Origin of the sequence: Staphylococcus sp. MI 10-1553, assembly GCF_010365305.1 — a bacterium.
Taxonomy (GTDB): Bacteria; Bacillota; Bacilli; order Staphylococcales; family Staphylococcaceae; genus Staphylococcus.
Genome location: NZ_CP048279.1, coordinates 1,705,023 through 1,727,810, shown reverse-complemented (window position 1 = coordinate 1,727,810; position 22,788 = coordinate 1,705,023). Strand labels below are relative to the sequence as shown.

16 protein-coding genes are annotated in these 22,788 nt (G+C 37.6%); 12 read left to right on the top strand and 4 right to left on the bottom strand.

The window, feature by feature from the left end; translation table 11 throughout:
• Positions 1 to 63 precede the first annotated feature (63 nt).
• From GZH82_RS08060 to menI, 3 genes are all read left to right on the top strand, one after another.
• Complete coding sequence (locus GZH82_RS08060; protein ID WP_162682062.1) at positions 64 to 1,698, top strand: BCCT family transporter; 1,635 nt, start codon at positions 64 to 66, stop codon at positions 1,696 to 1,698.
• A gap of 298 nt (positions 1,699 to 1,996) precedes the next feature.
• Positions 1,997 to 4,702, top strand: coding sequence for an aconitate hydratase AcnA (acnA, locus tag GZH82_RS08055; RefSeq protein WP_162682061.1), 2,706 nt, complete (start codon positions 1,997 to 1,999; stop codon positions 4,700 to 4,702).
• Positions 4,703 to 5,037: 335 nt separating this feature from the next.
• Entirely contained in the window at positions 5,038 to 5,490 is a 453-nt protein-coding gene (menI, locus tag GZH82_RS08050; protein WP_162682060.1) for a 1,4-dihydroxy-2-naphthoyl-CoA hydrolase MenI, read from the top strand.
• A 137-nt stretch (positions 5,491 to 5,627) separates the two neighbouring features.
• Here the strand turns inward: menI and GZH82_RS08045 are convergent, their stop codons facing one another.
• A complete protein-coding gene (locus GZH82_RS08045) occupies positions 5,628 to 5,933 on the bottom strand; it encodes a HesB/YadR/YfhF family protein (RefSeq protein ID WP_162682059.1) in 306 nt (101 codons plus the stop codon).
• 82 nt (positions 5,934 to 6,015) lie between these two features.
• On the bottom strand, positions 6,016 to 6,597 hold the full coding sequence (plsY, locus tag GZH82_RS08040; RefSeq protein ID WP_162682058.1) for a glycerol-3-phosphate 1-O-acyltransferase PlsY: 582 nt from the start codon (positions 6,595 to 6,597) through the stop codon (positions 6,016 to 6,018).
• A gap of 290 nt (positions 6,598 to 6,887) precedes the next feature.
• Between plsY and parE the strand changes: the two genes are divergently transcribed.
• The 7 genes from parE (at position 6,888) to mprF (ending at position 20,143) form a co-directional block, all read left to right on the top strand.
• Positions 6,888 to 8,885, top strand: coding sequence for a DNA topoisomerase IV subunit B (gene parE / locus GZH82_RS08035; protein WP_162682057.1), 1,998 nt, complete (start codon positions 6,888 to 6,890; stop codon positions 8,883 to 8,885).
• Positions 8,885 to 11,296: a DNA topoisomerase IV subunit A gene (gene parC, locus GZH82_RS08030; protein ID WP_162682056.1), complete on the top strand. Its 2,412-nt coding sequence runs from the start codon at positions 8,885 to 8,887 to the stop codon at positions 11,294 to 11,296. The genes parE and parC overlap by 1 nt, the downstream gene beginning before the upstream one ends.
• A gap of 102 nt (positions 11,297 to 11,398) precedes the next feature.
• Entirely contained in the window at positions 11,399 to 12,862 is a 1,464-nt protein-coding gene (gene alsT, locus GZH82_RS08025) for a glutamine transporter AlsT (protein WP_162682055.1), read from the top strand.
• A gap of 194 nt (positions 12,863 to 13,056) precedes the next feature.
• Positions 13,057 to 13,908 (top strand): glucose PTS transporter transcription antiterminator GlcT, encoded by an 852-nt coding sequence (glcT, locus tag GZH82_RS08020; RefSeq protein WP_162682054.1) that lies wholly within the window; start codon positions 13,057 to 13,059, stop codon positions 13,906 to 13,908.
• A gap of 109 nt (positions 13,909 to 14,017) precedes the next feature.
• Positions 14,018 to 16,057 (top strand): glucose-specific PTS transporter subunit IIBC, encoded by a 2,040-nt coding sequence (gene ptsG / locus GZH82_RS08015; protein ID WP_162682053.1) that lies wholly within the window; start codon positions 14,018 to 14,020, stop codon positions 16,055 to 16,057.
• Between the two features lie 273 nt (positions 16,058 to 16,330).
• The gene (locus GZH82_RS08010; RefSeq protein WP_162682052.1) at positions 16,331 to 17,533 is read left to right on the top strand and encodes an AI-2E family transporter; all 1,203 of its coding nucleotides are present in this window, start codon (positions 16,331 to 16,333) and stop codon (positions 17,531 to 17,533) included.
• Positions 17,534 to 17,629: 96 nt separating this feature from the next.
• Entirely contained in the window at positions 17,630 to 20,143 is a 2,514-nt protein-coding gene (gene mprF, locus GZH82_RS08005; RefSeq protein ID WP_162682051.1) for a bifunctional lysylphosphatidylglycerol flippase/synthetase MprF, read from the top strand.
• 232 nt (positions 20,144 to 20,375) lie between these two features.
• Here the strand turns inward: mprF and msrA are convergent, their stop codons facing one another.
• On the bottom strand, positions 20,376 to 20,894 hold the full coding sequence (gene msrA / locus GZH82_RS08000) for a peptide-methionine (S)-S-oxide reductase MsrA (RefSeq protein ID WP_162682050.1): 519 nt from the start codon (positions 20,892 to 20,894) through the stop codon (positions 20,376 to 20,378).
• A gap of 138 nt (positions 20,895 to 21,032) precedes the next feature.
• On the opposite strand from msrA, the gene GZH82_RS07995 reads away from it, so the two are divergent.
• Positions 21,033 to 22,004 (top strand): LCP family protein, encoded by a 972-nt coding sequence (locus GZH82_RS07995; protein WP_162682049.1) that lies wholly within the window; start codon positions 21,033 to 21,035, stop codon positions 22,002 to 22,004.
• A 55-nt stretch (positions 22,005 to 22,059) separates the two neighbouring features.
• On the opposite strand, the gene GZH82_RS07990 is transcribed toward GZH82_RS07995, so the two are convergent.
• The gene (locus GZH82_RS07990) at positions 22,060 to 22,245 is read right to left on the bottom strand and encodes a 2-hydroxymuconate tautomerase (protein ID WP_015729095.1); all 186 of its coding nucleotides are present in this window, start codon (positions 22,243 to 22,245) and stop codon (positions 22,060 to 22,062) included.
• 112 nt (positions 22,246 to 22,357) lie between these two features.
• Here GZH82_RS07990 and GZH82_RS07985 point away from each other — a divergent pair, with 112 nt between their 5' ends.
• Positions 22,358 to 22,765: a sporulation protein gene (locus GZH82_RS07985; RefSeq protein WP_162682048.1), complete on the top strand. Its 408-nt coding sequence runs from the start codon at positions 22,358 to 22,360 to the stop codon at positions 22,763 to 22,765.
• Positions 22,766 to 22,788 lie beyond the last annotated feature (23 nt).

The following is a 22,788-nucleotide window of genomic DNA, read 5'->3' as shown; positions in this document are numbered from 1 at the left end:
TTTTTTTAATTATTAGTGTGTGATACTTAAAATTTAATATGAGGAAAGGGAGTATGTTATTTTATGAATTCTTCAACTCCAGAACCAAACGGTAAGAAGTTTTCTCCTGTATTCTTAATTAGTGCGATTATCATTTTTGCGATTGTACTCATTGGTGTATTCATCCCAACGCAATTTGGTGAATTTACGAATACGATTAAACTTTGGATTACAGATAAACTGGGTTGGTATTATCTTATTTTAACTACGATTATCGTATTCTTCTGTATCTTTTTAATTTTTAGCCCAATCGGAAAGTTAAAATTGGGACGTCCAAACGACAAACCGGAATTTAATACAGTTTCTTGGTTTGCGATGTTGTTTAGTGCAGGTATGGGGATTGGTTTAGTCTTCTACGGGGCAGCTGAACCTATTTCTCACTTTGCGTCTCCGCCTAATGCAGATCCGCAATCTACGGAAGCATTTACCGAATCATTGCGTTCGACTTTCTTCCATTGGGGTTTTCATGCGTGGGCAGTCTATGGCGTTGTTGCATTAGCGTTAGCATATGCACAATTTAGAAAAGGAGAGCCAGGATTACTCTCTAAAACGTTGCGCCCAATTTTGGGAGATCATGTTGATGGCGTCATTGGAACAATTATCGACGTGTTGGCAGTGTTTGCAACAGTGATTGGTGTTGCAGTTTCACTTGGTATGGGGGCATTACAAATCTCAGGTGGTTTAAATTACTTATTCGGTTTACCTAATACAATTGTGACGCAATCTATCATTATTGTTATCGTAACCATCTTGTTTATCATGAGTGCATGGTCAGGTTTAAGTAAAGGGATTCAATATTTAAGTAATTTAAACATTGGACTTGGTACATTATTATTGCTTGCTGGTCTGATTGTTGGACCGACAGTGTTAATTTTAAATATGTTTACGAGTTCAACAGGTAGTCTGTTAAATTCATTCTTATTCAACAGTTTTGATGCAGCAGCTACGAATCCACAAAAGCGTGAGTGGATGTCTGACTGGACGCTTTACTATTGGGGTTGGTGGTTAAGTTGGAGCCCATTCGTTGGTGTCTTCATCGCGCGTGTATCAAAAGGACGTTCGATTCGAGAATTTATTTCAGGTGTATTACTTGTACCTGTCATCGTAAGTTTCATTTGGTTTAGCGTGTTTGGTGTACTAGGGATTGAAACGGCTAAGAAACATAAAGAGATTTTTGATCTGTCAGCAGAAACACAACTGTTTGGCGTATTCAACCATATCCCGCTGGGCATTGTTTTATCAATCATTGCGTTATTACTGATTGCATCATTCTTTATTACATCAGCAGATTCGGCGACATTCGTCTTAGGTATGCAAACAACGAATGGTTCGCTTAATCCAAGTGCTTTCACTAAAGTCACTTGGGGGATTGCACAATCATTAATCGCGTTCGTCTTGTTACTTTCAGGTGGCGGTGACGGAGAAACAGGTTTAAACGCCTTGCAAAGTGCTGCGATTATTAGTGCATTGCCGTTCTCCTTTATCGTGATACTGATGATGATTAGTTTTTATAAAGATGCAAATAAAGAGCGTAAATTCTTAGGTCTCACTTTAACACCGAATAAGCATCGTTTGAAAGAATACGTCGCGAATTCACAACAAGATTATGAAGACGAATTGATTTCAAAACGTAAAGGCATACGCGAACAAGAAAAATAAAAAGTAAATTTTTACGGTTGGTGACTGCATATCATCAGCCGTTTTTTACGTTGTTGCACGCAAAGTGTCATTATCTCACTCGGATATTCCTAGCCCATCAAATGTGTTATTGAAAATCATTCTCAATTAATAACATATACTTATAACGCTATATCATCATTATAACTTTTGCTTATAATAACTGATTAGAAAGTCAAAACTCCAAATGATTACTTTTGCTCTCCATTTAGTTGTTTTCATAAAGCGTTAATTATACAATTAAATAAACGGCATATAAAAATATCAGGGGGGATATTCAATGGCTTCAAATTTAAAAGCACAAGCAAAAAAGTCATTCCAATTAAATGGTAAGAACTTAACGTATTACGATTTAAACACTTTAGAAGAACAAGGTTACACACAAATTAGTCGTTTGCCATACTCAATTCGTGTGTTACTTGAATCTGTTTTACGTCAAGAGGATGGCTTTGTCATTACAGATGAACACATTAAAGCACTTTCATCTTTCGGTAAAGAAAACGAAAAAGGTGAGGTGCCATTTAAGCCATCACGTGTTATTTTGCAAGACTTTACTGGTGTGCCAGCTGTCGTGGACTTGGCTTCATTACGTAAAGCGATGGATGATGTAGGTGGGGACTTAACTAAAATCAATCCTGAAGTACCTGTAGACTTAGTTATCGACCACTCTGTACAAGTTGATAGCTATGCGAATCCTGAATCGTTAGAACGCAACATGAAATTAGAATTTGAACGTAACTATGAGCGTTACCAATTTTTAAACTGGGCGACAAAAGCGTTTGATAACTATAACGCAGTACCGCCAGCAACAGGTATCGTTCACCAAGTTAACTTAGAGTATTTAGCTAATGTTGTCCACGTACGTGAAGAGAATGGCGAACAAGTTGCATTCCCTGATACATTAGTAGGTACTGACTCTCATACAACAATGATCAATGGTTTAGGTGTTCTCGGTTGGGGTGTTGGTGGTATCGAAGCTGAAGCGGGTATGCTCGGTCAACCTTCATATTTCCCAATTCCAGAAGTGATTGGAGTACGTTTGACGAACGAATTACCTCAAGGTGCTAATGCAACAGACTTAGCATTACGTGTAACTGAATTATTACGTAAAAAAGGCGTTGTAGGTAAGTTCGTTGAGTTCTTTGGTCCTGGTGTAGACAAATTACCACTTGCTGACCGTGCGACAATCGCGAATATGGCGCCTGAATATGGTGCGACTTGTGGTTTCTTCCCAGTTGACGATGAAACTTTAAAATATTTACGTTTAACGGGTCGTTCTGATGAGCATATTGAAACAGTCGAGAAATACTTAAAACAAAACCACTTGTTCTTTGATGTAAATGAAGAACCGAACTATACAGATGTGGTAGATTTAGACTTATCAACTGTTGAAGCGTCTTTATCTGGTCCTAAACGTCCTCAAGATTTAATTTTCTTAAGCGACATGAAAAAAGAATTCGAAAAATCTGTTACAGCTCCAGCGGGTAACCAAGGTCATGGTTTAGATAAGTCGGAATTCGATAAAACAGCGACAGTGAACTTTAAAGACGGCTCAACAACTGAAATGACGACAGGTGATATTGCGATTGCAGCGATTACATCTTGTACGAACACATCTAACCCATACGTGATGTTAGGTGCGGGTTTATTAGCGAAAAAAGCAGTTGAAAAAGGTTTAGAGGTGCCATCTTATGTGAAGACATCTTTAGCACCTGGTTCAAAAGTCGTAACAGGTTATTTACGTGACTCAGGCTTACAAAGTTACTTAGATCAACTCGGCTTTAACTTAGTTGGTTATGGCTGTACAACTTGTATCGGTAACTCAGGCCCATTATTAGAAGAAATTGAAAAAGCGATTGTTGACGAAGATTTACTTGTCACTTCTGTATTATCAGGTAACCGTAACTTCGAAGGTCGTATTCACCCATTAGTGAAAGCAAACTATCTTGCTTCACCACCACTTGTTGTTGCGTATGCATTGGCAGGTACTGTAGATATCGATCTTCACAGCGAAGTATTAGGTCAAGACCAACAAGGCAATGATGTGTTCTTGAAAGATATTTGGCCATCCATTCAAGAAGTAGCAGATGCAGTTGAAAGCGTTGTAACACCTGAATTATTTAAAGAAGAATATAAGAGCGTGTATGACAACAACGAATTATGGAACCAAATCGATACAACGAATCAACCATTGTACGACTTTGATCCACAATCAACATACATTCAAAATCCAACATTCTTCCAAGGTTTATCGAAAGAGCCTAGTACGATTCAACCGTTATCTAACTTACGTGTGATGGGTAAATTCGGTGACTCAGTGACAACGGACCATATTTCTCCAGCAGGTGCGATTGGTAAAGATACACCAGCAGGTCAATATTTAACAGCGAATGGTGTATCGCCACGTGATTTCAACTCTTATGGTTCTCGTCGTGGTAACCATGAAGTAATGGTACGTGGTACATTTGCGAATATCCGTATTAAAAACCAACTTGCACCAGGTACAGAAGGTGGATTCACAACTTACTGGCCAACTGGTGAAGTGATGCCGATTTTCGATGCTGCAATGAAATATAAAGAAGACGGTACTGGTTTAGTTGTATTAGCAGGTAACGACTATGGTATGGGGTCTTCTCGTGACTGGGCGGCTAAAGGTACAAATCTTTTAGGCGTGAAAACAGTTATCGCACAAAGTTACGAACGTATTCATCGCTCAAACTTAGTGATGATGGGGGTGCTTCCTTTACAATTTAAAGAAGGAGAATCTGCGGATACATTAGGCTTAGATGGTACAGAGACAATTGCTGTTGATCTAGATGAAAATGTGCAACCAGGTCAAACGGTTAAAGTGACAGCGACTAAAGAAGATGGTACAACAGTTGAATTCGATGTGACTGCACGTTTCGATTCAAATGTTGAGATTGATTACTATCGTCACGGCGGTATTTTACAACTTGTATTACGTAAGAAGTTAGCTTCAGAGTAATAGCATGATATAGACTTTTAATTATATGGGATGAGGTCATTATTGGCGCTTATCCCTTTTTATTGTGTGTTGAGGAAACGAGAGAAATCTCATAGCAAAACGAGTAAAGTATATAATTTTATCGTAATTATTTTATGTCAACCTTAATATTACAAAACGACTTTTAAAACTAAACGGTAAGGGGTCCGCACTGTATGAAATTGATCAGAATATGCGATAATGTAATATAGATGAATGAAGATAAAGTTTCAATTTGTGAGATAGCGCTGATTTGAACCGACTATTACTTTTCAAATGCAGCATGTTTCTCTCTAATATAGAAAGAAGGTTAAAGAATGATTTATGCATTAACGGAAATTGAAGCAAGATACCAAGAAACGGATCAAATGGGTGTGATTTATCACGGGAATTATGCGACTTGGTTTGAGGTGGCACGTACGGATTACATACGCAAGCTTGGCCTAGACTATGCAGAAATGGAACAAGCAGGCATTGTTTCACCAGTGACTGAACTCAACATTCAATATAAAAAAAGTGTGACATATCCTGAAAAAGTGACGATTAAAACGTGGGTATCTCGATTTTCACGTTTACGTTCTCGTTATCAATATGAAATCTATAATGCAAAAGGTGAACGCGTTACAACTGGATATACAGATAACGTTATCATTACGAAAGATGCGGGGAAACCTGTCCGTTTAGATAAAGCATTTCCGAATTGGTATGCAGTGTATCATGATGTGGACCAACGTAATCAAGCCGGTGAAGATTTAGAAGTGAAAGGCTAGGACATATGCTATAAAAATAGTTGCGCTGAGCACTATGGTAAATATCACATGAATTAAAATATAAAAAGTGTCGGATAGAAATCTCTATAACAAAAAAGATTCCTAGTCGACACCTTTTTATGTTTGATGGAACATGATTATGCTTCGATTGCTTCAGCTTTGTAAATGACTTCATCGTCGTTAATATCGATGGAAAGTTTATGATCTTCATAGTACCAAACGTCTTTTTCGGCAATAACGATGCGAATGTCGTTAAATATTTCCTCAAAGCCAATTTCATCAATATCACTTTCAAATTCTACATTAAAAGCGGGGCTAAAGCCTTGTTTGAGTTGAAATTCGCCGCCATAACGCACATAGAATTGTAATACCTTTCCTTCTTCAGGTAACTCTAACTCGTCTTTGAACCATTGGACAGCGTCATCTGTAAGTTCAATTTTCACGTAAAAAACCCCTTTCAATATTAAGGTTAATGTTATTCAACCTTATTGTAAGGGGTTTTCAATGAAATTTAAAACTTTATGATTACATCCATTTAATTTTCGGTTCTGTGCCTTTAATAATTCGTTTAATATTGCTCATATGACGATAAATCAGCAATATCGCCACTACAAAACTTGTAATAAGCATAATATAGTCACTCACAAAGAAAGAGCCAATAACACAGCAAATAGCCGCAATAATACTTGATAAAGAAACGTATTTTGTTAATTTCAAAATAGCGAAAAAGATAGCTGCAAGAATTAATAACAAAATTGGATTGACCGCAAGCATCACGCCAGCACTTGTTGCAACAGCTTTTCCACCACGGAATTTTAAGTAAATCGGATAAACATGTCCTAGAATTGCAAAAATTCCTACGAGTAAACCGTGTATTTCTACGTTAAAGATGACAGGTAAAAATACAACGATAAAGCCTTTGAATATATCAAAAAATGTGACTGCAAAACCAGCTGGCTTCCCAAGTACACGAAAACTATTTGTGGCTCCCATATTACCACTACCATATTTTCTAATATCTTTTTTGAAGAAAATCTTACCAATTAAATAGCCACTTGGTATGGAACCAATTAAATAGCTAACGATGAATAGTAGGATTAACACCATGATTCTTCACATCCTTTTAGTACCTACTCCTATTTTAACATAATTTAAGAGAAGATGAGGTATTTTTATATTTTATTGAATTGCTTTATGCTATTAATGAATTTAAAAATGTATCATTTATTCATTATGATTTTACATAGTTAGCAGTTTGTAATCAATAGTCGATACACATAAAAATAATATTAATTTTTGCTGCTATTTAGATTAGGCTTGCATTTTACCTTGATTTATATAAGAATAGCTATTGTATAGTTTGATAAACGAACGTATGTTTGTAGGAGGGGAATTGAGTGTCTGCAAAAAAGGTTAATAATTACTCTGATGATGCGATTCAAGTATTAGAAGGACTTGAAGCCGTACGTAAAAGACCAGGCATGTACATAGGTTCTACAGATAAACGCGGTTTGCACCATTTAGTATATGAAGTCGTGGATAACTCTGTAGATGAAATTTTAAATGGTTACGGTAACGAAATTAACGTAACGATTAATGAAGGCGAAAGCATCACTGTTGCGGATAACGGTCGTGGTATGCCAACAGGGACACACCGTTCGGGTAAGCCGACTGTTGAAGTGATTTTTACTGTATTGCACGCAGGTGGTAAATTTGGTCAAGGTGGCTATAAAACGTCAGGTGGCCTTCATGGTGTAGGGGCATCTGTAGTGAATGCTTTAAGTGAATCATTGACTGTAGAAATTCATCGTGACGGCCAAATTTTTGAACAACAGTTCGCTCACGGTGGCGTTCCTCAGACGAAATTGATTAAAAAAGGGAAGACGAAAAAAACGGGTACGACTGTGACGTTTAAGCCGGATCCTGAGATTTTCAAGTCTGCAACAAGCTTTAATTTTGAAACTTTAAGCGAGCGTCTTCAAGAGTCAGCATTTTTATTACAAAATTTAAAAATTACATTAGAAGATCGTCGTGCAGGGAAAGAACGTAGCGAAGTGTATCATTATGAAGAGGGCATTAAAGCTTTTGTGAGCTATGTCAATGAAGGTAAAGAAGTGTTGCATGATGTCGCTTTGTTCCAAGGTACAGCAAATGAAATCGAGGTCGATGTGTCATTCCAATATAACGATCAGTACTCTGAAAGTATCATGAGCTTTGTTAACAATGTGCGTACAAAAGATGGCGGGACGCATGAAGTCGGTTTTAAAACTGCGATGACACGTGTGTTTAATGAATATGCACGTCGAATTGGTGATTTAAAAGTGAAAGATAAAAATTTAGAAGGTAATGATATTCGTGAAGGTTTAACAGCCATTATTTCAGTACGAATCCCTGAACATTTATTACAATTCGAAGGTCAAACGAAGTCCAAACTGGGTACACCAGAAGCTAGAAGTGCAGTTGATGCGATTGTCGCTGAGAAATTACCGTTTTATTTAGAAGAAAAGGGTCAATTGTCTAAATCGCTCGTTAAAAAAGCAATCAAAGCACAACAAGCACGTGAAGCAGCACGGAAAGCGAGAGAAGATGCACGTTCTGGTAAAAAGAATAAACGTAAAGATACGTTATTATCGGGTAAATTAACTCCAGCACAAAGTAAAAATACTGAAAAAAATGAACTCTACTTAGTCGAAGGGGACTCAGCGGGGGGTTCTGCTAAACTAGGCCGGGACCGCAAATTCCAAGCGATTTTACCATTACGCGGTAAAGTCATTAACACTGAAAAAGCACGTTTAGAAGATATATTTAAAAATGAAGAAATCAATACGATTATTCATACGATTGGTGCAGGTGTGGGTAATGATTTTAACTTAGAAGACAGCAATTACAACCGCATTATTATTATGACCGATGCGGATACAGATGGTGCGCACATTCAAGTGTTGTTATTGACATTCTTCTTCAAATATATGAGACCGCTTGTGATGGCAGGACGCGTGTACATCGCTTTACCACCACTTTATAAGTTAGAAAAAGGGAAAGGCAAAAACAAAAAGATTGCATACGCTTGGACAGATGAAGAATTAGAAAAGTTACAACGTGAGATGGGCAAAGGTTTCGTTCTTCAACGTTACAAAGGTTTAGGTGAAATGAACCCAGATCAGTTATGGGAAACAACGATGAATCCCGAAACGCGTACATTGATTCGTGTTCAGATAGACGATGAAGTCCGCTCGTCTCAACGTGTTTCAACATTGATGGGTGATAAAGTAGCACCGAGACGTGAGTGGATTGAGCACCATGTTCAGTTCGGTATGCAAGAAGATTTAAGTATTTTAGAAAATGAAGAAATCCAAATTTTATCAGATGACGATATCGCAGAGGAGGATGCATAATGGCTGAAATCATCCAAAATTTACCTTTAGTTGATGTTATTGGTGATCGTTTTGGTCGCTACAGTAAATACATCATTCAAGAGCGTGCTTTGCCTGATGTACGCGATGGATTGAAACCGGTGCAGCGTCGTATTCTGTATTCTATGTATTCGAATGGCAATACGTACGATAAACATTTTCGTAAAAGTGCCAAAACAGTTGGGGACGTGATTGGTCAGTTGCATCCGCATGGTGATAGTTCTGTGTATGATGCAATGGTCCGTTTGAGTCAAGACTGGAAATTGCGTCATGTGCTCGTTGAAATGCACGGGAATAACGGGAGTATTGACAATGACCCTCCTGCTGCGATGCGTTACACTGAAGCGAAATTAAGTCAGTTATCTGAACAAATTTTACGTGATATTAATAAAGATACTGTCGATTTTGTACCGAACTATGATGATACCGAAATGGAGCCTATGGTATTGCCGGCACGTTTTCCAAATTTATTGGTGAATGGTTCGACGGGGATTTCAGCGGGTTATGCGACTGACATTCCTCCGCACAACTTAGCTGAAGTCATTACGGCGACGTTGAAATATATCGACAATCCTGAATTGACAGTGAAACAGCTCATGAAATATATTAAAGGGCCTGATTTTCCGACAGGCGGTATTGTACAAGGCATCGATGGGATTAAAAAGGCTTATGAAACAGGTAAAGGGAAAGTCGTTGTACGTGCAAAAGCTGACATCGAAACGTTGCGTAATGGGCGTAGTCAAATTATCGTGACAGAAATTCCTTACGAAGTGAATAAAAGTAGTCTCGTGAAAAAGATTGATGAATTGCGTGCGGACAAAAAGGTAGAAGGTATCGTAGAAGTACGTGATGAAACGGATCGAAGTGGCTTACGTGTCGCTGTCGAATTGAAAAAAGATGTGAATGCAACATCGATTTTAAACTTCTTATACAAAAATACAGATTTACAAGTGGCGTACAACTTCAACATGGTTGCAATTACGGAAGGTCGCCCGAAATTGATGGGTATTAAACCGATTATTAGTAGTTATCTTAACCACCAAATTGAGGTTGTTACACGTCGTACAAACTTTGATTTAAAACATACAGAAGAACGTATGCACATTGTTGAAGGGCTGATGAAGGCACTTTCTATTCTAGATGAAGTCATCACATTAATTCGAAATTCAAAAAATAAGCGTGATGCGAAAGATAATTTAGTTGAAACGTATGACTTTACAGAAGCTCAAGCAGAAGCCATTGTGATGTTACAACTTTACCGTTTAACGAATACCGACATTGTGGCATTGCAAGAAGAGTATGATGCACTCAAACAGAAAATTGCGGCATTGAAACATATTTTAGAAAATCACGATGCGTTACTCGATGTGATTAAAGAAGAGTTATCTGAAATCAAAAAGCAATTTAAACAGCCACGTCTTTCGATCATTGAAGAGAAAATTTCTGAAATTAAAATCGATAAAGAAGTGATTGTCCCAAGTGAAACAGTCATGTTAAGTCTGACGCAAGAAGGGTATATTAAACGGACGTCGTTAAGAAGTTTCAATGCAAGTGGTAAAGAAGAAATTGGCTTAAAAGAGCGTGATGGTGTGTTGAAAATGATTGAAACTAATACACAAGATTACGCGATGGTCTTTACAAACAAAGGACGTTACTTGCTCATACCTGTGCATAAATTGCCTGACGTGAAATGGAAAGATTTGGGTCAACATGTGTCTCAAATCGTGCCAATTGAAGAAGACGAACGCGTGGTAGATTGTTACACTGTATCTGATTTTAATGATGAGCGTGCGATCATTACAGCTACACGCCAAGGTATGATTAAGAAAAGTTTATTGTCTGGCTTTAAGTCAACAAGGACAACGAAGCCACTCGTAGCGATGAAAGTGAAAGAAGGCGATGCGTTGATTTCAGTGATGCTTGTGCCAACTGATGCGTCGTCACAACTCATTACATTGTTAACACACCGAGGCATGTCTCTGACGTATCCGATGTCTGAACTGCCAGATAATGGATTGCGTGCAGCAGGAATTAAAGCGATTAATTTAAAAGACGAAGATCATGTCGTCCTAGTTGATTACATTCAAACAGAAGATACGATTTTAATTGCGACACAACGCGGTGCATTGAAGCGCATTGGTTTTAAAGTGTTACAACAAGCGAAACGTGCACAACGCGGTATTACGTTATTAAAAGAGTTGAAAAAGCAACCACATCGCGTCGTTGCAGCACGTGTATGTCGCCCTGAGCAGTTACAATATCGACTTGTATCTCAACAAGATGAGACAACAGGATTGATTAAAGACATTCATTTGTCAGAACAGTACACTAATGGTAGTTTTGTGGTAGATACGAGTACATTCGGTGAAATTGAAGACTTGTATGTGGACTAGTATTAAAAAATAGATAGTCACTTTTGTACAATGATGATAAAATGAGACTAGTTATTTTAAAATGACACTGACATTTAAACTGAAGAGTAAAGAGGGGTTCGAGTGAGAGATTTTGATAGTTTAATTCCGGATTGGTTTAAAGCATTTATTCAAATAGGGAACGACTTGATTTGGTCACAATACTTAATCGGGTTACTGTTGACAGTAGGCTTGTTTTTCTCGATTAGTTCAAAGTTTGTTCAAATTCGATGGCTTCCTGAGATGTTTCGTGCATTAACCGATAAATCCGAAACTTTAGAAAGTGGTCAGAAGGGGATTTCGTCATTCCAAGCTTTTGCTATTAGTGCCGGCTCGCGTGTAGGTACAGGGAATATTGCCGGTGTTGCAACTGCGATTGTACTTGGCGGTCCTGGTGCGGTATTTTGGATGTGGATTATTGCAATCATTGGTGCAGCGAGTGCCTTTATCGAAGCAACGTTAGCACAAGTTTATAAAGTGCCTGACAAAGAAGGGGGCTTCCGTGGTGGCCCTGCTTACTACATCACAAAAGGGCTGAATCAACGTTGGTTAGGTGTTTTATTTGCGATATTGATTACTGTGACATTCGCATTTGTATTTAACACAGTACAATCGAACACTATAGCCGAGTCATTAAATACGCAATATCACATTAGTCCTGTTGTGACAGGTATCATTTTAGCAGTCATTACAGCGATTGTTATTTTCGGCGGTGTGCGCAGTGTCGCAACATTATCATCAGTCATTGTACCGGTGATGGCGATTATTTATATTTTAATCGTTTTAGTTATTTTAGTGATGAACATCGATCAAATTTTCCCGATGATTTCTACAATCATTAAAAGTGCTTTCGGTATCGACCAAGCAACAGGTGGCGCAGTTGGTTTCGCTGTATTACAAGGTGTTAAACGTGGTCTTTTCTCAAATGAAGCAGGGATGGGTTCTGCACCTAACGCAGCTGCAACTGCCGCAGTATCACACCCTGTCAAGCAAGGTTTAATTCAATCATTAGGTGTATTCTTTGATACGATTTTAGTTTGTACAGCGACAGCGATCATGATTTTATTATATTCAGGCTTGAGATTTGGTGAAGGTGAAGCACAAGGTGTTGCAGTGACACAATCTGCGTTAAACGAACATTTAGGTAGTGCAGGTGGTATTTTCTTATCTATAGCCGTCGCATTATTTGCGTTTTCATCTGTTGTCGGTAACTATTACTATGGACAATCTAACATCGAATTTTTATCAACAAATAAAATTGTGTTATTCATTTTCCGTTGTCTTGTCGTTATTCTTGTATTCGTGGGTGCAGTTGTAAAGACTGAAACAGTTTGGAGCACGGCTGACGTGTTTATGGGATTAATGGCTATCGTTAACATTATCGCCATTATCGGCTTGTCCAATATTGCGTTAGCGGTCATGAGAGACTACCAACGTCAACGTAAAGAAGGCAAGCGTCCGATTTTTAGACCAGAAGATTTAGAAATCAATTTATTTGGTATTGAATCTTGGGGCAACGCCATTCATAAAAATAAAAAAGAAGATTAATTTGAAGAGGGCTGGGGCAGCATTTGTCTACAGCCCTTTTATTTTATAGACGTTTTCCACAATGATGAAGCGAACTATCATATTTGTTAATTAATAAAAAGTGTCGTACAAATCTCAACTTCGAAAATTAGTGCTTTCAATTCTAGTCATTTCGTTATATGATTTGAATTGTACTTTGAAGAGGTGACATAAAAGTGAATCAATATACGATAAAAAAAGTCCTCAACAATAACGTGCTGATTTGCGAATACCAACAATCAGAAGTCGTTATCATTGGTAAAGGCCTTGGATTTAACAAAAAACCAGGGATGAAAATCAATGATCCTGATACGATTGAAAAAGTGTTTAAGCTAGAAAATAAAAACGAACAAGACCATTACAAGATGTTAGTGGCGCATACCGATGAACGTGTCTTACGTGCGGTCATTGATTCTGTACAAATCATTATGACGCATTTTGAACTGCATCATGAAGAATCATTTATCGTCTCCTTAACCGATCACTTAATTTTTGCATTGAAACGCTTGGAAAAGGGGCAGTTAATTAAAAATCCGTTTTTAAGTGAGACGAAATACAGTTATCCAGAAGCGTATAAAATTGCTAAAAAAGTAGTGGCGCGTATTAACTTGCAATTGAACACAGACTTTCCAGAAGATGAAGTCGGTTTTATTGCTTTGCATATTGCATCTCAAACTGATGATATTGATTTGAGTGAAATGCAAAATGTACCGAAGTTGATTAACAATGCGATTCGAATGATTGAACATGATATGGAGATTCAAATTCCAGTCGCATCCATTCAGTATCAACGTTTTGTGAGACATATTCATTTTCTTTTACAGCGTTTGAAAAAAGGCGAGCGTACGACAATTGAACGGAGTTTTGAAAACCTATTGAAGACGCAATATCCGTTGTGCTATAATGTAGCTGTTAAAATAGTTAAAATGATACAATCACAAATCGATGTTCGTGTGGATGAAGCAGAAGTCGCATATTTAACGATGCACATTCAGCAACTCTCACTGACATCTCAAAATCAATCATAAAACGTGTTACTAAGTGAGATTAGGCATGAGTTGAAAATTGTGAGCAAAACGTTCGCAGCTTTTACTCATGCCTTTTTTGTGTTGTGTCAACAAAATAGGAGGGCTTACAGTGAGGAAAAAACTATTTGGACAATTGCAACGTATCGGTAAAGCATTAATGTTACCTGTTGCGATTTTACCAGCTGCCGGTTTGTTACTCGCATTCGGTGCAGCATTACAAGGGGAACAATTGCAATCGTACTTACCATTTATTCAAGCTGATGGAGTACAAAACGTTGCAGAAATGATGGCAGCAGCCGGCAGTATCATTTTTGAAAACTTACCGATTATTTTTGCTATGGGTGTCGCTATCGGTTTAGCAGGCGGTGACGGGGTTGCTGCAATTGCGGCTTTCGTTGGTTTTATCATTTTGAACAAAACGATGGGTGAATTTTTAGGGGTGACACCTGAAAATGTAGGTGATGCAGCGAAAGGTTATGCGAGTGTCTTAGGTATCCCGACATTACAAACAGGGGTGTTCGGCGGTATTATTATCGGTGCACTCGCGGCATGGTGTTATAACAAGTTTTATAACATTTCTTTACCGTCATATCTTGGTTTCTTTGCAGGAAAACGATTTGTACCGATTGTGATGGCTACAACATCATTTTTACTTGCATTCCCTATGGCGCTTGTTTGGCCAGTGATTCAAAATGGTTTAAACGCATTCAGTGAAGGATTATTAGATTCCAACACAGGTTTAGCAGTCTTTTTATTTGGTTTTATTAAGCGTTTATTAATTCCATTCGGTTTACACCATATTTTCCATGCGCCATTTTGGTTTGAATTTGGTTCTTACACAAATATGGCTGGTGAAATTATTCGTGGTGACCAACGTATCTTTATCGAACAAATTCGTGAAGGTACAAACTTAACAGCAGGTAAATTCATGCAAGGTGAATTCCCAGTTATGATGTTCGGTTTACCAGCTGCAGCATTAGCGATTTATCATACTGCAAAACCTGAAAATAAAAAAGTGGTTGCAGGTTTGATGGGTTCAGCAGCATTAACATCATTCTTAACAGGTATTACAGAACCTTTAGAGTTTTCATTTTTATTTGTAGCACCATTATTATTCTTCATTCATGCAGTATTAGACGGTTTAAGTTTCTTAATTTTATACTTACTTGATTTACATTTAGGTTACACATTCTCTGGTGGCTTTATCGACTTTGTATTACTCGGTATCTTGCCAAACAAAACGCATTGGTGGCTCGTGATTCCAGTCGGTCTTGTGTATGGTGTCATTTACTATTCAATCTTCCGCTTCTTAATTACGAAGATGAATTACAAAACACCAGGACGTGAGGATAAACAAACAGAGACGACGCAAACGACTGCAAGTGAGTTGCCTTATGCCGTATTACAAGCGATGGGTGACAAAGATAACATCAAACATTTAGATGCATGTATTACAAGATTACGTGTTGAAGTGAACGATAAATCAAAAGTCGACGTAGCACGTTTGAAAGATTTAGGCGCTTCTGGTGTGTTAGAAATCGGTAACAACATGCAAGCGATTTTTGGACCGAAATCAGACCAAATCAAACATGAAATGCAACAAATTATGTCAGGTCAAGCTGTACAACATCCTGTAGATTTAGATGAAGATAAGGACGAAGCAGTTGTGATTGATGAAGCTACAGACACGACTGCTGTTACGAAAACAGGACAAGTTGTCGCACCAATGGATGGTGAAGTTGTGCCATTATCTGAGGTGCCTGACCAAGTGTTTAGTGAAAAAATGATGGGAGAAGGGATTGCAATCCGTCCAACGAGTGGTGAAGTGTATGCACCATTTGATGGTAAGATTCAAATGATTTTCCCAACGAAACATGCATTTGGTTTAGTGTCTGACAATGGTTTAGAATTATTGATTCATGTTGGTTTAGATACTGTAAAATTAAACGGTGAAGGGTTTACAGTTCACGTTGAAGAAGGTCAAACGATGAAAGCGGGCGATAATTTAATGACAGTGGACTTAGATCTTATCCGCGCATCTGCGAAAAGTGATATCACGCCGATTATTGTGACGCAATCAGAAGTGACAGCGTTGAAATTTACAGAGGCAAAAGATGTCAAACATGGTGAAAAGTTATTTGAAATCTAAGTTGAAACTAACTGAAAGGCTAGGATGATGTCCTAGTCTTTTTTTGCGTTTATCCTCTTCGTTCCGTACTTACAGTGCCTTCATTTGGTGTGTACATGATGAAAGTTCGAGATCTCGTCCAATCATTTGAGAGATACATATGACTGAAATGAATAAGCGATGTCATTAAAATTGTTCACCTAGAAAAATACTTTGATATAATAGGTTTTAAGTTTCAATCTTACGTGAAAAACGATAAACTATAAGTAATTTCGAAAAGGCTTGGTGAATGATATGTCTGAAAATCAACATAAGCAAAATGGTGTTTCAAAAAACATTGATATCCGAGAAAGCCGCTTCATGAAATTTTTCGGAGGCAAAGATCTCATTTTTGCGTTACTCGTTTTTATTTTAGTTGGAATTGTGATTTTTATATTCGATCGCGTTTCATATATTTTTCAGCCCTTTATTATCATTTTTAATACGATTGCAGCACCGATTATTATCGCGCTCATTCTGTATTACTTATTCAATCCTGTCATTAATTTGATGGAACGGTACAATATTAACCGTATTTGGGGCATTACGATTTTATTTTTAGGAATCATTGGTATCATCACTATCGCAGTGAACTTGCTGATTCCGATTGTATCTTTCCAATTTGAGCGCTTGATGGACAACTTCCCGAATTATTTAAACAAAGTGACATCATTTGCCAATAACATGATGCACATTCCATTTTTATCCGATTACTATTCACAAATTGAAAAGGCTGTGACAGGTTTACAGGAGAAGATTCCTACTTTTGCGGATGGCTTGAGTTCTAAAATTCGTGTTTTCGCTGAAGCTGTCGTGAATATTACAGTCGTTATTGTTACGGTACCGTTTGTGTTATTCTTCATGTTAAAAGATGGTCACCGTTTTAAAGAGTTTTCAAATAAAATTGTGCCGCCAAAATTCCGTAAAGATGTGCATGATTTGTTGGATAAAATGAGTGAACAAGTCGGCTCATACATTCAAGGACAAATTATTGTGTCATTTTGTATCGGTATTTTACTCTTTATTGGTTATTCGATTATCGGTTTAGACTATGCTTTAATTTTAGCGAGTATCGCAGCTGTAACGAGTGTAGTGCCTTATTTAGGACCTACGATTGCCATTTCGCCAGCGATTATCATTTCAATTATTACATCACCGTTCATGTTGATTAAATTGATTGTGGTGTGGACGGCAGTGCAGTTTATTGAAGGGCACTTTATTTCACCTAATATTATGGGTAAAACGCTTAAGATTCATCCTTTAACGATCATCTTTGTACTTTTAAGTGCTGGGAACTTACTCGGCGTTGTTGGCGTGATTTTAGGTATTCCAAGTTATGCGATTTTAAAAGTGCTCGTCTCGCATATCTTCCTGCTGTTCAAACGTCGTTATAATAAATATTATGCGGATGATGTAGGCCCTTATGAGATGCCTAAAGAGGAATATAGTAAAGATTAATTGAGTGTAGCACGACGAGATTGGGCGGTTTTGTGAAGCTCAATCTCTTTTTATAAGAATGCACAGTCATTACACTAAAGAAAGGACCCCCTATTCATGACAAAACAGCATTGGTTAAAATATTTCAAAATTGCGTTTATTCTCTTTTTGATTGTAACGATTTCTATCATATTAGGACGAGAATTAGCACATATTGATTTTAAACGTGTCTTTCTTTTATTTAATGAAATTAGCCGAATGGAGACGTTCAGTCTCTTTTTACTCGGTGGTAGTTCGGTGATTTTGTTATCACTTTATGATGTGATTTTGACGGCACGCTTTAAGTTATCGTTATCAAAATTTAAAGCGTTACGTGTCGGCTATATTATTAATGCGTTCAACAATATTATCGGTTTTGGCGGTTTTATTGGTGCGAGCGTGCGATTATGGTTTTATGGTACTTATACGACTGAACGTAAGAAGTTGGTGAAATTCGTCTCTTACATGTTGACGTCCATGTTAACAGGTTTGAGTTTTTTATCAATACTCATTGTGACACACGTATTAGATGTTAGTTTTTTAGATCGTACATCGGTATGGTTTACTGTTTTTCTATATATTGTAGCGTTTTTATTACCCGTTTTTATTATTATTTCATGGGTATCACCGGTTGATCGGTCTGCGCGTTGGTTAGGTTCAGTATTTACCTTCGTATCGAGCATGGAATGGTTGTTTGCGAGTATCGTTCTTTACTGTTCTTTTATGCTTGTAGGGGTAAACGTTTCATTTCCAATCGTGTTAAGTATTTTCATCGTTGCTGCGATTTCGGGTCTGTTGTCGTTTATTCCTGGAGGCTTTGGGGCGTTTGACCTCATCGTCTTACTCGGACTACAACAACTCGGTGTAGCGGAAGAAAAGGTCGTTTTAGGGTTATTACTTTATCGTTTTGCTTATTATTTCTTCCCGTTACTCATTGCGCTTGTATTAACTGTATTTGAATTTGGTACAGTTGCACGTAAATATATGCTCGAATCCAAATACTTTATACCGGCTAAAGAATTGTCTGGTTTTTTAAAATCGTTCCAAAAAGACTTAGTTGGATTAGTGCCATCTTTAGCATTAAGTACGTTAGTCTTTATGATGAGTCTGATTTTATTACTTAACAATTTTTCCATTATTTTTGATGCGGCCAACAAGAAACATCATTTATTGTTTACATTGTTGTACATATTTAACGTTAGTGCGAGTGTGATTTTATTACTGAATTTACGAGGGATTGTTGCACGAAGTAAACGCGCGATTTTATTTGCGATTGTAGCTATGGTCATCTTGTTATTGTCTAATTTATACGTTTATGGATTATCATTGTTAGTCGTAATCATCGTCTTGATTTTAGCTGCATTGATTTTTGCTTATCGTAAATCACGTGTATTGAAACGACCTGTACGCATGAAAAGTATGTTAGCTATGGTCGTCATTAGTGTGATTTTACTGTACTTTAATCAAGTACTTGTACGTGAGTTTTTATTGGCACTTGATGTTTTACCGCCTAAAGTTGATTTCTTTTTGCTCCGTTCGACATTTTGGTTGTCGATTATCGGTATGACGATTTTGGTAGTTGTGCTGATTTATATCTTTGAATGGAATTATCGTCGTCCAAGAGAGTTGCACGACCGACAAATCGCCAGTGCTATTTTAAAGGAATATGGCGGTCATCTACTGAGTCATTTGCTGTATAGTGAAGACAAGTTTGTGTTTGTGAACGAACAAAAAACGGCATTTGTCATGTACCGTCACGATCGAAGTTCATTTATTGTACTCGGAGATCCAGTCGGTAACAGTTCAGATTTCTATTCACTGTTAACCGAGTTTTATGAATATGCAACGTATTTAGGTGGCGATGTCATTTTTTATCAAGTCTCTAAAGATTATTTGACGTTATATCATGAATTCGGTAATCAGTTTTTTAAATTGGGTGAAGAAGCGCTCATTCCAGTGTCTGACTTTACCGTTGCAGGGAAGAAGCGACGTGGTTTCCGTGCGACATTGAATAAATTAGAGTCGTTAGGTTATCGGTTCGAAATTCTCGATACACCGTTAGATGAAGCGACATACGAACGACTCCATGACATTAGTCGTGATTGGTTAGGGGAACAACAAGAGTTTTATTTTTCAGTCGGTCGCTTTACACCGTCTTATGTCAATGCGGCACCAGTTGCTGTGTTGAAAAATGAAGAAGGCCGTATCGATACGTTTTGTACATTAATGCCTGTAGAAGGTTCGACAACAGTGTCGGTCGACTTAATTCGTTGGGATAAGTCACTAGGATTGCCGTTTATGGATGCCCTTTATTTGCATATGATTTTGTGGGCACAAGCAGAAGGTTACGAACGCTTTAATATGGGAATGGCAACTTTGTCAAATGTCGGTCAAGTGCCATATGGTCATTTACGAGAAAAGTTTGCTGGCCGTTTTTACGAACATTTTAATGGTTTGTATAGTTTCCAAGGTTTGCGTCAATATAAAAGTAAATTTAATCCGGAATGGGAATCACGCTTTCTCATTTATCACCGAGGTCAAAGCGCATGGGAAAGCTTGTTGAAAGTGACACGGGTTATTCGTAAAAAATAAAAATAGATTTAATTGATGTCCTATTCATCCTCTAATGATAAATGAATCATAAATCCATGAGTAGTAGGGGCTGGGTCATTAAGCTTCCCCAGCCCCTTTAGATGGTTTTCGAATGATAGCGGGCGTATTTAAACGGGTGTGTACAATTTTAACTTGGTATCATGGAGGCGTTTTTCATGGTGCTTAACAGAAAAAGGCTAGGACAACCGATATCCTAGCCTTTTTGCGTATTTTATTGAATGCCTTGTTCTTTAGCGTATGCTTCACGTTCTGCTTCTTGTTGCGCAAAACGCTCAGGTTGTTTTTTATAAAAGTCTTGGTGGTAGGCTTCTGCCTCATAAAATTCTGAAGCGGGTAACACTTTTGTTGCAATCGCTTTATCGTGATTGAAAGTGCCCTCTAATGAAGCAATATACGATTCAGCCACTTGACGTTGATCTTCATTAGTATAAAAAATTGCAGTACGATATTGTGAACCGCGGTCTTGGAATTGTCCACCGTCATCTGTCGGATCGATTACTGAGAAGAAGATTTCTAACAGCTTTTGGTAAGAAAAAAGAGCAACATCATATTCAATTTTTACAGTTTCATAGTGCCCTGTATCGCCTGATTTCACTTGTTCATATGTGGGATGATTCACGTGGCCTCCCATATAACCAGACCTTACCTTCTCAATGCCTTCGTTTTGATCGAACGGCTGCGTCATACACCAAAAGCAACCACCTGCGAAATATGCTGTGTTGATATTCATCTAAACATCCTTCCCTATATGAGACCTTGGTACCATTTTTATTGTTTTTACTTGATTTTTAAAATAAATTTATATAACGTTAGTGTGTATTAATTATAATACATAAGTACACAATTTTGAAGATATAAGGTTGATAAGATGAAAGAAAACAATTTGAATCGTAGCACCTCAAACTCTTCTGAGAAAACATTGAAACGTCGAAAAAAGAGAAAGATACGAAAATTGCCATTTGTGATATTGGCGTTGATCCTTATCATTCTTGTTTTTGTCGTGTATGCTATTTCAAGTTACAAAAACGGACTTGAAGTTGCTAAGGACAAGCATCAAGCTCCAAAGATACACAAATTCAATGGTGCATCTAAAAATGATGGTAAAGCAACCGTACTTATTTTAGGTGCTGACCGTGAAGATGGTGGTGTATCACGTACAGACTCTATTATGGTCGCGCAATATGACTATATTAAGAAAGATATGAAAATCGTCTCTGTTATGCGTGATATTTATGCCGATATTCCTGGATACAATAGTTATAAAATTAATGCGGCTTATTCGTTAGGTGGCCCTGAGCTATTGCGCCAAACGTTAAAGTCGAATTTAGGGATTGATCCGGAGTATTACGCCACTTTAGATTTTAAAGGCTTTGAAGCGATGATTGATGAACTTGCGCCAAAAGGTGTACCGATTAACGTAGAAAAAGATATGTCCGAAAAAATTGGTGTATCTTTGAAAAAAGGGAATTATCGCTTAAATGGTAAAGAGTTACTTGGTTATGCGCGTTTCCGTAATGACCCAGAAGGTGATTTTGGGCGTGTGCGAAGACAACAACAAGTCATGACGGCATTAAAGCAGCAATTGGTTCAACCTTCATCTATTTTCAAAGCACCGAAGCTCGCAGGTATTATGCGTGGTTATGTGAGTACCGATATGCCGGATTCAGCGATTTATCAAACAGGATTCAGTTTTATCGTTCGAGGAGATAAAGATATTAAAACCCTCAGTGTACCCGTAAAAGGCAGCTATGAAAATATTACGACTAATGATGGGGGATCAGCTTTAGGTATTGATAAAGCTGAAAATAAAAAGAGAATTAAAGCCTTTTTGGAAGATTAAAGTATAAAACGAGTCTGAGTGTTTAGCTCAGGCTCGTTTTGTGCTTGTTGTTATTTTATTGGTCAGATTTACGTACGCCAGCGACACCGTAATGTTCTTTTTTCATTTCTTGAATGACTACAGAAATTGCACTACGGTCAGCGTTTGTTGTACTTTCTACGGCATCTGTCACTTCTTTAACTAAATTTTTTAATTGTTCGTCACTGCGACCCTCTAATAATTGAACTGTTACTATTGGCATCGTTCTTACCTCCTATCACTTTGCCTTTATTATACCATTTTTGCTCATAGTTGCACGATAGAATCGTTACCCGGTATGATAAGAGTAAAGAAATGAAACATGGAGGGATTTTATGGGTTTTGACAACGTATTAACATCTCTAGGCATCAATGGTATGAAAGTGTTTATTCGATTAGAACAGCAAACGTTTGATGTATCTGATGCGATTGCCGGAACAATCCATTTAAAAGCAGGTCAAAGTGATCAAAAAGTGAATCATATTGTGTTAACGATGATTGAAAAATATGAGAATGATGATGAAACGAGTGATTTTTCAACGATTTCACATGAATTGAATCATTTTGAGTTAGACGAAGCGTTTACAATTGATGTCGGTGAAGAAAAAGAGATTCCATTTCATTTTCACCCTGATACATTGAACTTCAAATCTGATAAAAGTCATGTTTATCTCAATACACATGTTTATATTGATTATGGCGTTGATGAAGAAACTGAAGCGGTTATTCCATATCATCGTTAATTGAATTGAATGATTTTAAGGTA